The following is a 12,071-nucleotide window of genomic DNA, read 5'->3' on the forward strand; positions in this document are numbered from 1 at the left end:
GACCCCCTTCTACAGACACAAAACCGTAACGTCAATCATAAAAATTAAAAAAATCATGAAAAAAATTACAGATATAAATCTAAGAAAGTCGGTTCATATTAAGCCCTGTTTCTAAACTGCCAGCAGAGCAGAAACAGCATCGTCTCAGGGGAAGTCACTCTCCCCTCCCCTGAGGAAAAATCAGCCTTTTATACCATCACGCAGAAATGCCAGGCTGCCGTTCTCAATGAAAGAGCCGGAATTAGAGACAAACAGCTCAGCAAGTTTTTTTGCCTGCACGGCATAAGCAGCCTGATCTGGCCATGCATGTGACGGGTTGAGAAGATTAGCCGGAACACCCTTAACTTCTTTTGGGATGTACAAACCAAAGAACTCCTCACGCTCAAATTCAGCGCTATCAAGTTCGCCACTCAGAACAGCAGAGAGAATGGCACGCGTATGCGCAAGTGACATACGCTTACCTTCACCATAAGCGCCGCCAACCCATCCAGTATTAACCAGCCAGCAAGAAACATTACCCTTTGAAAGGCGGCTGCGCAGGAGCTCGCCATATACAGCAGGTGGACGCGGCAAAAATGGCGCACCAAAACAGGCTGAGAATGTTGCCTGTGGCTCGTTACCAAGACCTTTTTCTGTTCCGGCAATACGTGCTGTATAACCAGAAAGGAAATGATACATCGCCTGCTCTGGTGTCAGCTTTGCAACCGGTGGCAAAACACCAAATGCATCTGCTGTCAGCATCAGTACATTATCGGGCTGGCCGCCAACGCCGCTTTTAACCGCACCGGGAATAAAATCAGCCGGATAACAGGCGCGAGTGTTTTCCGTCAGTGACGCGTCATCCAGATCAAGCTTACCTCCCGATCTGGTCACGACATTTTCGAGCACAACACCAAACTGATGAGAGGCATTCCAGATATCCGGCTCAGCTTCTTTGTTCAGACGGATAACCTTGGCATAGCAGCCGCCCTCAAAGTTAAAGACACCTTCATCAGACCAGCCGTGCTCATCATCACCAATAAGAGGACGGTTACGATCGGATGAAAGAGTTGTTTTGCCTGTGCCTGAAAGACCAAAGAAAAAGGCGCTTTTGTTGTCTTTATCAATATTAGCAGAGCAGTGCATAGGCAGCACGCCCTTAACCGGCAGCAACCAGTTCATAACTGTGAAAATAGATTTCTTAATTTCACCGCCATACTGAGTGCCGGCAATGATAATAAGTTTCTGCTCAAAAGACAGTGCGACTGCTGTAACAGAACGCAGAGACAGTTCTTCAGGGTCCAGCTCAAGATCCGGTGCATGAAGTATGACATAGTCGGGCGTAAAAGACTCAAGGTCTTCTGCGGCAGGTCGGATAAAAATATTACGCGCAAAGAGAGCATGCCAGGCATTGGTTGTGACCAGCCGGATTTTAATACGATGCCCGGCATCGGCACCTGCATAGAGGTCCTGTGTGAAAAGCGGCTGCCCTGCGAGATACCCGGTGACGGTATCCTTCAGACGACGGAAATTTTCCGGAGCCATTTTCTGATTTGTTGCTGTCCACCACACCTGATCTCTCACCTGTGGCTCATCAACAACAAATTTATCTTTTGCAGAACGACCTGTATGCACACCGGTATGCACAACCAGAGCACCATTTTCTGACAGAGTACCTTCGTGACGCCTCAGAGCGAGAGTGACGAGCTCAGGAGCTGCAAGGTTAGGATATACCGCAGCCCGGGGGTTCACGCCGGTCTGAGACAAGACCCCGGCGCGCTTCTGATCGCTTACACACTCAAGATCACCAGAGGTTAACTGCTCTTGCATAAGTTTTTATCTTTCCTTTTTATAGTACTTATATCCGCAATTACACGTAAACCTGCCCAGGATTTTACCAGAGAAGCATGGAGACCTGGAAATCCGGCGTCTCCCGCGACAGATCCGGCGAGAGCAGAACATAAAAAAACAGGATGAACAACACTCAGAACGCAGCAGGGAATGATATAAAAATTCCACCACCCCTCGCTGCTATTTATATTTTGAATGTTTTATTATATTCTCCTCCGCCGGCAATCATCAGCTCCGGGGTGGCAGCCTTTCTGGCCGGAAGCCTGTCGCAATAACATACAACTCGCAGGAATCTTTCCGGCTTGCCGGCGGTTTAGCGTGTCTTACCTGCGTAAAAGCCTGCTTAAGAGTTGTCAGAAGAGACTGCTCAGCTCCGCCCTGGAACACTTTTGCAACGAAACCACCGCCCTCTGCGAGAATATCAAATGAAAAATCCAGAGCTTCTTCTGCCAGGCCAATAATACGAATGTGATCGGTCGCGGTATGTCCTGTCGTATTAGGAGCCATGTCTGACAATACAAGGTCGGCTTTACCATCCAGCAGCTCAATTAAGCGGTCAGCCATTGCCGGGTCTGTGAAATCACCTTCTATAATTTCTGCACCAGGCACAGGTTCAACCGGCAAAAGGTCAACCCCGGCAACGCACGCAGCCCCTCTTTTTAAAGCAACCTGCGTCCAGCCTCCGGGCGCTGCACCAAGATCTACTACGCGCATACCAGGCTTAATCAGCTGAAAGCGGTCATCAAGCTCAATCAGCTTAAACGCTGCACGCGAACGCCAGCCCTGCTTATGAGCCGCCTGAACATACGGGTCATTCAGCTGACGGGTAAGCCAGCGCTGCTGACCGGTTGTGCGCCCCCGCGTTCTGCGCAGGGACACAGTCTTGGTGCGCAGGCTACGCAATGCATCCGTCTCGCCACCACTCACCCCGGCACGAACCGTCGCATTCACCTTTTTACGACGACCCGGCACACGTGGCGTCTTATCACCCCCGCCTGACTGCCCTTTACCGTTTTTCATACCAGCCCTGCTCTGGCAGAGTAATCTAGCGCCTTCATTTCGTTTTCCGCCCCGCTCTGAAATTTCCCTCGCCCGACTTTTGCGGCGCGAATCATACGTAACATCATACCTTCTCTTAACCCACGATCAGCAACCGTTACATTCGCAACAGGCCACACGTCATGAATTGCTTCGAAGATAGCACATCCTGGTAAAATAACAGAAGCCCGCTCTGCACCAATGCACGGGTGAGATTTTATGCGCTCAGGCCCCAGCTGCCGCAATGTGCCTGCAGCTCGCCTCACAGCCTCAGAGGGCAGCTGAATACCATCAACTGCGTGACGTACATAACGCGGCAGATTAAGGACCAGGCTGGCCAGCGTTGTTACCGCACCGCCGGCACTGATCAGGCAAACCTGCTCACGGCGAATTTCTGATGTAATACGATGAACAGATTCAAACTCATGTAATGCCTTTTTGACATGCGCGACCATCATTTCATAACATGAGGTTATATCACCATCGCGCTCACAGAACTGCTCAGCCAGCGTTATCACCCCCACAGGAAGACTGATGTAACCAATCAGCTCGTGGGAACGCGTCTGTGAATCAATACGAACCCATGCAACCTCGGTAGAGCCTCCGCCAATATCAAACAATAGCGCCCGGGTCTGCGCTGAACGAAAAGGCATTTGATGAAACAGGCTTGCACACCCCTCAACGGCAAGTCGTGCTTCCTCTCGCCCCGAGATGACAGAAACGGAAAAACCAGTCTCCGCCTTAATGCGCTCAATAAATGCAGGTCCGTTTTCCGCTCTGCGACAGGCTTCTGTCGCAACAGCGTGTAAGGCTTTTAAATTCCATTTCTCAATACGTTTTGCACATATTTTAAGTGCGTCAATCGTTCTCGCCATAGCCTGCTCCGTAAGGCGACCTGTCAGATGCAGCCCCTCTCCCAGCCTGACCATACGATTATAGCTGTCCATAATACGGAAGCCCCCTGCCACCTGAGGGGCTGCCACCATAAGACGACAATTGTTCGTACCCAGATCAAGTGCTGCAAAAAACCGCCCACCAGACCGATACGAAAAAGATACCAAAGGGGGTTTATTACGGTATGCCCCCCAGGGAGCGGAGTAAGCCATCTGCCAGATCCTTAAGAAGCAGAAAACAGAAAATGATAAAAAATGCTTTTTTCTGCTTTTCCCCTATTGCGCTTTCCTTCCGATCAGGTTAAACGCTTCTCAGCAAGCAGGAAAGAGCTTTTTCAACAAAGCTTCCTTCTTTCTGTTTTATGCTGGGAGATAGTTTAGCGGTAGAACTACCGGCTCTGACCCGGTCAGCCCTGGTTCGAATCCAGGTCTCCCAGCCAAAAAATTACCAAAAAAACATATTTATAGACAAAAAAACTTTTTCTGATACTTCTTTCGGCGTCTTTGACGCATCTGAAAAAGTTTTCAGGAAAAAAAATGGATACGACCCCCGCTTCCTTTACACAGGAAGGTCCTTACGGAATAAAATTTGATTTTAATGTCGGCGCCAGGATCCTCCTGCCTGAAGGCCACAAATGGGATGTAGAAATTATCGATTTTGAGACCAGAAGCGTTATTTATCAGGTCGCTCTGGATGGTGGCGTTATTCACAGTAAAAAGAAATATTTTTTAAAATTTTATATAAAAATATGGAAAGATAAAAAACTGGTTTTCGAGCACGTTCTCGACCTGCGACAAAAACCCGTTCAGATACAAATGGAAAATGGCGGGCTGGGAGATCATATCGCATGGATTTCTCACGTGGAGGCTTTCAGACAAAAACATCAGTGTCAGCTGTTCTGTGTGGTGCGCAAAGATCTGCAGGAGCTTTTTCAGGCAACCTACCCCGACATTATTTTTATTACAGACAGGCAGCAGGACAACATAAATTACTACGCAACTTATGTTGTCCTCGTATTTTATAATGACAGTGAGCTTGATCACTCCCGGGTTGATTATCGGGAAGCTGGTCTCGTTGTTTCCGCAGCATATATTCTTGGTCTGCCGCCAGTTGAGCGGCCAACACGACTGGCTCTGACACACAAGAGCCCGCCTCCTGATCAGCCTTATGTCTGCATCGCCACACAGGGCTCCAGCCACTGCAAATTCTGGAACAATCCTTACGGCTGGAAAAGCGTCATTCATTTTCTGAAACAGCAGAATTATCGTGTCATCTGCATTGATAAAGATGACATCAGCCATCATGGACGCGCTGTACATACTATCCCACACGGCGCAGAAGATATGACTGGCCCCCTGCCCCTGAGTCAGCGCGCAGAACTTTTACAAAATGCCGCTTTTTTTATCGGCCTTTCCAGCGGGCTTTCGTGGCTTGCATGGGCATCTGGCATACCGGTCGTTATGATCAGTGGCTTTACAGCTGAAAAAAATGAATTTTATACGCCCTGGCGCATTATCAATCATAATGTCTGTAACAGCTGCTCAAACGATATCCGATGCCGGCTCGATGTTACAGATTACTTCTGGTGTCCTCGCTTTAAAGACACACCAAAAGAGTTTGAATGCTCAAAAGGCATTACACCAGACCATGTCATTTCCGCCATCGGCTCCCTCATCGAGCAGCAAAAGACGCAGGTTTAACACCGTGGTGGCGTCAGCACCTGAGCATTATACTTACTCCTCAGGTGCTGAGACTGGCAGTTAGCTGAAATACCTCGTGACATACTCTTTATAGCTCTGAAGTAAAAAAGAGGTCGCCTGTTTCGCGATCTCAGTCTTAGGGAAAAAATAATCAAACGCATGAAAAGCGCCTTCAAACTCCCTGAATGCTACAGGGATATTGTGCTCCCGAAGCCGCTCGACATAACTGACAGTTTCATCTCTGAATGCTTCAATGCTACCAACAAACGTAATCGTGGGCGGCAGCCTGCTGTAATCATCCGCACGTGATGGCGCAGCATAAGGCGAAGTGGGAGAAGCCGCTCCTTTAAGATACAACTTCCAGCCCAGCCGGTTATTTATTGCATCCCATACAGGTGCATTACTATCGAGGCAGGAGGAGGTGTTTTGCCTGTCATCTATCATAGGGTACAGAGGGATCTGAAAAGCAATTTTGACGTCATTTGTATCAGTTGCCTTCAGAACAACAGAGGCGGTTAAACCTCCTCCGGCACTATCCCCTGCAACAATAAACTGCTCATCAACGGCACCCAGCGCGGCGGCATTCTCTTTCATCCATAATAACGTATTATAACAATCATCAAATGCAGCAGGAAAAGGCGCCTCGACAGACTTACGGTAATCGGGAGCCACGATAATGCAGGGGTGTGCCGCAATAAATGCACTGAAGGATGCGGCAAACATTTCCGGGATATTAGTCATGTACCCGCCACCATGAAGGTACAACATTGCAGGCAAAGGACCAGAAACATGCTCTGGCTTATAAATGCGTATACGCAGCGGCGAGGCAGAACCTGGTATTTTAATATAACGCTGCTCACATACCAGCCCGTCGGTATTTTTGCCGGCCATAAATTTACGGGCCATATTCAGGGCAAAGCGTGCAAACCACTGATGATGATACAAATGCGCGATGAGCCTGCCGGCATAATATCCCTTACGTAAGTCAGGGGAGATCATATCTTTACTAACACGCATCTTTTTATACACCCATATTTCATGACAGATTGCCATCAGGCCGAATTAACGTGCCGACCCCACCCGTAATTCGTGCGCTGACCACTCTCTGAAGTCGCAGATTATAAGCCTGGCAAATGCACGTCAGTCTGTCATGTTAAAAACAGTATGTATAATATGCCGTTATCAGCATGCCGCGTGCTGATAACGCTGCATGCTTGAATCACTCCAGTCATTCTTCGGATATGAAATTGGCGGGAGGCATATCCTGGCTTCCAGCTTTGATAGCGCCAGTGTCATCGCGATATCGATACCCAAATTATTCCAGGCAACATAATGAAAATCACGTTCCCAGAAACTATTTGCGTTCCTTAATAAATATGTGTCCTTTGTCAGCGGGAAAACTGCTTCACGGAGCTTCCGGGCCCCCTGCGGGGTCAGAACATAACAACACGCCCCGGCAAAGGCGTTCAGACGAGGAAAACAAAACTGTTCATCGGTTAAATTCCTGTCTGATACATCGTCAGAAAAAATAAGGCTGGTTTTTGGAATGCCTCCCCCGAAATCAATCTCGACAGGCCAGTCGGTATTAAAGCCAAGAACCAGCAGATCAAAATTTTTCAGAGTGTTTATGTGTTTATCCCTCAGATCGAAAAAATTATGATTAAGGACCAGGTCATCTTCCATGATCGTCACATTTTCATCGAGCTCTATGCACTTATTCCACAAATGCAAATGAGATAAAGCGATAGAAAGAGGTATGGGAGCATATTCACACCCCTCATTAAGAACACCCGCATAATAACTGCTGTTTTGTTCTATTTTAGAGGGCGTAACAGCTTCAAAAACTTCAATAGGGTTTTGATCATTTCTGTTTGAAGAAATGAATGTCTCAAGTCTTTTTCTGTTTTCCTTAACATTAATAACAAAATTTTTCATATTTATCTCTGCTCTATCAGCATACGTCTTGTAATTCTTAACATCTTTTTTGATCTCAAATAATTTTTTGTTGTTTATCAAGATGATATTTTGTAATAAATAAAATTTATTTAATAATGCAGTCTTATTATACCAGCATATGCTTTTTCTGGCGGTATAAATTTTCTCCGCTTGTACAGCACGCCGCTTATCTGACGCATATGTTATTTTTAGCAGCTAAACGGCTCTGCCCCGCAAGCAAAGAAAAACTATAACGCGATTTCAGAACCTTACAGACAGAAAACAACATAATCTGTCATGTTTTCCTTATCGCTGCAGAATAACTGAAAATGCGCAACTTTCGCAAAAAAAACTTTCTATTTTTCGTAAAATGATTACAATGGCGGTCCAGCAGTAACAAAACGGTGCAAAAATCAGACAGTTTTTATCATAAACGGAAAGATACATGCTCCTCCTCTGATGGAGCAATCTGTTTGATGTCTGTCAACTGCTTCATCATTCTCAAAAGAGTGGTGAACTCTTGCCCGCTGCACCTTCGCTTCCTATCTTTAATGCTGCTCTAACATGGATTTATGGTGATCATGGCTTACGCAACGACCAATCCTTATACTGGCGAAACACTCAAGACATTTCCTGAAGCCAGCGACCAGGATGTACAGAATGCACTGCACGACGCACACGAAGCTTTTAAAAGCTGGCGTCATGTATCTTTTTCTGAGCGTGCAAAAATCATGACTAAAGCGGCAGAAATTCTGCGGCGCGACATCGATAAATACGCAAAGCTTCTGACCCTTGAAATGGGTAAGCTTTACGAAGAAGCTAAGCTGGAAACGATCCTTTCAGCTGAAATTTTTGAGTATTACGCCAAAAATGCAGAAAGCCTGCTCAAGTCTGAAAAGCTGCCTGTAGCAGACCCTAAAGAGGGTAATGCTATTCTGGTGCATCAGCCTCAGGGTATTGTTTTTGCGATTGAACCCTGGAACTTCCCTTACTATCAGATCGCACGTATCATTGCGCCTCAGCTTTCAGCCGGTAACACCGTTCTGCTGAAACATGCCTCCAATGTTCCTCAGTCAGCTGCTATTTTTGATGACCTGATGATCGAGGCCGGCCTGCCAAAAGGTGCTTTCCGCAACCTGTATGCAGCACGTCACCACACAGAGACCATCCTTAATGACCCACGCGTTTGCGGTGTTGCTCTGACAGGTTCAGAACAGGCTGGCTCAATCGTCGCTGCGGTTGCTGGTAAAGCGCTCAAAAAATCGACTATGGAACTGGGCGGCGCAGACGCATTCGTTGTTCTTGAAGATGCTGATGTCGAAAAAGCTGCAAAATGGGCAGCTTTTGGTCGTCACTGGAATGCCGGTCAGGTTTGCGTTTCTTCTAAACGTCTGATCGTTGTTGACGCTGTTTACGACCGTTTTGTTGAGATCTACAAAGCTGAAGTTGCAAAGTTCAAAGCTGGCGACCCGATGGACCCGTCAACCACTCTTGCACCACTTTCTTCTCAGAAAGCTGCTGACGACCTGAAAGCTCAGGTTGAAAAAGCTAAAACACATGGTGCTGTTGTTGAAGTTATCGGGGCTCCCGTGCCTGAAAAAGGCGCCTTCTTCCAGCCTCTGCTTATGACCAACCTGCACGAAAACAATGAAGCCCGTCACTGGGAGTTTTTTGGCCCGGTTACACAGCTTTATCGTGCAAAAGATCAGGATGATGCCGTTCGCATTGCTAACGACACACCTTATGGTCTGGGCGGTTCAGTCTTTACAAAAGACACAGCACGCGGTGTTGAAGTGGCTAAACAGATCCACACAGGCATGGTCTATATTAACCACCCAACCATGGTAAAAGCTGATCTGCCATTTGGTGGTGTTGCTAACTCTGGTTATGGCCGTGAGCTGATTGGTCTGGGCATTAAAGAGTTTGTTAACCACAAGCTGATTGATGTTGTTGATATTGATGCACCGTTCTGATTTTACCGAACGGTAATGGCTGAATAAAAAAGCCTGCCTGAATTAATTTTCAGGCAGGCTTTTTTTAGCTCATATTAAAGAAACACTCAAAGGCATCAACCCCATAGCCACGCAGCACCCCTGACACCTGAGCTGTCACCATGCCTGTTTTTGACAATTTCAGTTTTACACTCAGGCGTAACAACATAACGACGCATCATATCAGGCACACGACTGTAAATACTGCTGAGATTAGAAACACCGCCTCCCAGAACAATCACATCGGGGTCCAGCAGGTTAACCAGCAGGGCAAAGGCACGTCCCAGCCGCTCAATATAAATATCAAGCGCCTTAACCGCCGTCTGATCACCTGCCTGAGCGGCCTCCTCAATACCATGTGTTGAGCGGTTACCCGGCCCTTTCCACAACTCAGCCAGAGCAGAACCGCACAGGAAGCGCTCAATGCAGCCCTCGTTACCGCAGAAGCATTTAGGCAGAGGAAATTCCTCCTGCCTGACCCAGGGAAGAGGAATATGCCCCCACTCTCCGGCAACATGATGCGGGCCTGTCAGAGGTTCGTTATTAACAACAATGCCACCACCAACGCCCGAACCAAGTATCGTGCCAAATACAACCTTATGGCCGGCAGCCGCTCCATCAATCGCCTCTGAAAGAGCAAAGCAGTTGGCATCATTTTCTACCCGCACAGCCGCACCTAATATACGCTCGAGGTCATCACCAAATGGTTTGCCATTCAGCCACACAGCATTGGCATTTTTAACGCAGCGCGACTGCGCATCGATCGAGCCCGGAATACCAATACCCACCGTTGCGACAGGGGCAGTCTCAGCCAGCGTCTGCTGAACCATTTCTGCTATTTTGTGCAGAAGAGCGTCGTAAGTTCCCGGGTTGGCTTCTCTCCGACGAATAACAATCTCTCCGGTCGGATCAAGAGCCGCAATTTCTATCTTGGTACCACCAAGATCGATTCCGAGACGATAATCTGACATCTGACAACCTTAAACAGAAATATTGCACAAAAGTTAGGGACCAACAGGTGGCATAAGATAACGTGTAAAACTATGCCATCACATACTTTGACCTATTCAGACAAGGCTCATTACCATGAAAGAGTATTTTCTTGATGTTAGCGGACTAAGTTGTCCCATGCCTGTTCTGAAGGCAAACCGCACTTTACGGACAATGACCCACGGAGATCAGCTGCGTATTATTGCGACAGATCCAAAAAGCATTGCTGATTTTGAAGTGTTTTGTCGTGAGACCGGACACACTCTGATTTCCTTTTCTGAAGAGGATAACTCTTTCTCTTTTCTCATTCAGCATCGCTAAAAAATATTTCCTGCCCTCGTCACAACAACTTTATCCACCCCGTATTGAACGATAACACTTGGCAGGACCCTGCCTTTGAGAGTAATCCCTCCTTCTTAAAGGATAGAAAAAGGGCCTGGACACAATGCCGGATGATATTACGTCTTTATCTTTTGAAGCTGCGTTGTCTGAGCTTGAAAAAATTGTAAGCAGCCTTGAAAACGGCCAGATGAAACTGGAAGAGGCCATAACATCCTACGAACGTGGGGCAGCATTACGTCAGCATTGTGAAAAAAAGCTGCATGAAGCTGAAACCCGCGTTCAGGCTATCACCCAGAAAGCCGACGGCTCTCTGGATATGAAACCTGTGAACTGAGATACAGATGACTGAACCGACCATCCCCGCCGGGGCTCCCCGCTTTTCTGACGCTGCGGCTCTGCGCGCAAGCATGTCTGCTCATGCCGGGCTGGTAGAAAGCACTATTGATGCACTTCTGCCACTGACATCTGGCAAAGAAAACAAGCTTATTGAAGCGATGCGCTATGCCACTCTGGGTGGCGGAAAACGCCTGCGTGGTTATCTGGCGGTGGAGGTTGCCAGTCTGTTTGGCGTACCTTCCGCACAGTCTGCCCGTGTTGGTGCTTCAGTAGAAATGCTGCATGCCTATTCACTCGTGCATGATGATCTTCCCGCTATGGATGATGATGATCTGCGCCGTGGTCAGCCTTCTACGCACCGTAAGTTTGATGAAGCCACAGCGATCCTGGCCGGAGATGCGCTTCAGACAAAATCTTTTGAAATTCTGGCCGAAGCAGACACTCATGCTGATGCCTCAGTCCGTATTGCACTGATTCTTGCCTTTGCTGATGCCTCGGGAGCAGCCGGTATGGTCGGCGGGCAGATGATTGATATGGAAGGTGAAGGCCAGTCTTTTCCGCTGGATGACGTACGTCGTCTGCATGCTCTTAAAACCGGATGCCTTATCCGCTATTCAGCTGAGGCTGGTGCCATTCTCGGACAGGCCACACCCGACGAGCAGGCCCGTCTGCGCTCTTATGGCACACATATTGGCGCTGCATTTCAGATTGCTGATGATGTGCTTGACGCGACAGCAACCGCAGAAGAGCTTGGTAAAACAGCCGGGAAAGACGAAGCCTCAGGTAAATCTACCTTTGTCTCTCTTCTGGGTATTAAAGGAGCACAGGCTGAAGCTGAAAGACTGGTTGAACTGGCCGTCAGTGAGCTCGCTCCTTTCGGAGAAAAAGCCAGCAATCTTAAAGCACTGGCTTATTACGTCATTCAGCGCAGGAACTAATCATGTCAAACGAACCCACCACTGTGCCGACGCACGGCCGTTTTCCTGTTCTGGACCGCGTGACATACCCGCAGGAT

At 47.9% G+C, this 12,071-nt stretch carries 11 protein-coding genes and 1 tRNA gene; 6 read left to right on the plus strand and 6 right to left on the minus strand.

Features of this window, described 5'->3' with window-relative positions; translation table 11 throughout:
- Positions 1–180: 180 nt before the first annotated feature.
- The 3 genes from pckA to HK11_RS07075 form a co-directional block, all read right to left on the minus strand.
- Positions 181–1,809: a phosphoenolpyruvate carboxykinase (ATP) gene (gene pckA, locus HK11_RS07065; protein ID WP_086554654.1), complete on the minus strand. Its 1,629-nt coding sequence runs from the start codon at positions 1,807–1,809 to the stop codon at positions 181–183.
- A gap of 249 nt (positions 1,810–2,058) precedes the next feature.
- Positions 2,059–2,850 carry an RlmE family RNA methyltransferase gene (locus tag HK11_RS07070; protein ID WP_086554655.1) on the minus strand — a complete coding sequence of 264 codons (792 nt, stop codon included), beginning with the start codon at positions 2,848–2,850 and terminating at the stop codon, positions 2,059–2,061.
- Positions 2,847–3,974, minus strand: coding sequence for a Ppx/GppA phosphatase family protein (locus HK11_RS07075; RefSeq protein WP_086554656.1), 1,128 nt, complete (start codon positions 3,972–3,974; stop codon positions 2,847–2,849). Before HK11_RS07075 ends, HK11_RS07070 begins: the two co-directional genes overlap by 4 nt.
- 153 nt (positions 3,975–4,127) lie before the next feature.
- Here HK11_RS07075 and HK11_RS07080 point away from each other — a divergent pair.
- Together HK11_RS07080 and HK11_RS07085 are read left to right on the plus strand one after the other, a co-directional pair.
- Positions 4,128–4,201 (plus strand) — tRNA-Gln (locus HK11_RS07080).
- A gap of 97 nt (positions 4,202–4,298) precedes the next feature.
- Entirely contained in the window at positions 4,299–5,462 is a 1,164-nt protein-coding gene (locus HK11_RS07085; protein WP_086554657.1) for an autotransporter strand-loop-strand O-heptosyltransferase, read from the plus strand.
- 60 nt (positions 5,463–5,522) lie between these two features.
- On the opposite strand, the gene HK11_RS07090 is transcribed toward HK11_RS07085, so the two are convergent.
- Together HK11_RS07090 and HK11_RS07095 are read right to left on the minus strand one after the other, a co-directional pair.
- The gene (locus tag HK11_RS07090; RefSeq protein ID WP_198943236.1) at positions 5,523–6,479 is read right to left on the minus strand and encodes an alpha/beta hydrolase; all 957 of its coding nucleotides are present in this window, start codon (positions 6,477–6,479) and stop codon (positions 5,523–5,525) included.
- Between the two features lie 165 nt (positions 6,480–6,644).
- Positions 6,645–7,397, minus strand: coding sequence for a glycosyltransferase family 25 protein (locus HK11_RS07095; protein ID WP_086554658.1), 753 nt, complete (start codon positions 7,395–7,397; stop codon positions 6,645–6,647).
- Between the two features lie 581 nt (positions 7,398–7,978).
- Between HK11_RS07095 and HK11_RS07100 the strand changes: the two genes are divergently transcribed.
- Complete coding sequence (locus HK11_RS07100; RefSeq protein WP_086554664.1) at positions 7,979–9,370, plus strand: NAD-dependent succinate-semialdehyde dehydrogenase; 1,392 nt, start codon at positions 7,979–7,981, stop codon at positions 9,368–9,370.
- Between the two features lie 95 nt (positions 9,371–9,465).
- On the opposite strand, the gene HK11_RS07105 is transcribed toward HK11_RS07100, so the two are convergent.
- Entirely contained in the window at positions 9,466–10,359 is an 894-nt protein-coding gene (locus tag HK11_RS07105; RefSeq protein ID WP_086554659.1) for an ROK family protein, read from the minus strand.
- A gap of 115 nt (positions 10,360–10,474) precedes the next feature.
- On the opposite strand from HK11_RS07105, the gene HK11_RS07110 reads away from it, so the two are divergent.
- The 3 genes from HK11_RS07110 (at position 10,475) to HK11_RS07120 (ending at position 11,994) form a co-directional block, all read left to right on the plus strand.
- Positions 10,475–10,699, plus strand: coding sequence for a sulfurtransferase TusA family protein (locus tag HK11_RS07110; RefSeq protein WP_086554660.1), 225 nt, complete (start codon positions 10,475–10,477; stop codon positions 10,697–10,699).
- A gap of 124 nt (positions 10,700–10,823) precedes the next feature.
- Positions 10,824–11,054 carry an exodeoxyribonuclease VII small subunit gene (locus HK11_RS07115; RefSeq protein ID WP_086554661.1) on the plus strand — a complete coding sequence of 77 codons (231 nt, stop codon included), beginning with the start codon at positions 10,824–10,826 and terminating at the stop codon, positions 11,052–11,054.
- A gap of 73 nt (positions 11,055–11,127) precedes the next feature.
- Positions 11,128–11,994, plus strand: a complete 867-nt coding sequence (locus HK11_RS07120; RefSeq protein WP_369822930.1) for a polyprenyl synthetase family protein — start codon at positions 11,128–11,130, stop codon at positions 11,992–11,994.
- Positions 11,995–12,071: the final 77 nt, after the last annotated feature.

It is taken from the genome of Acetobacter sp. DmW_043 (genome assembly GCF_002153485.1).
Lineage (GTDB): Bacteria > Pseudomonadota > Alphaproteobacteria > Acetobacterales > Acetobacteraceae > Acetobacter > Acetobacter thailandicus.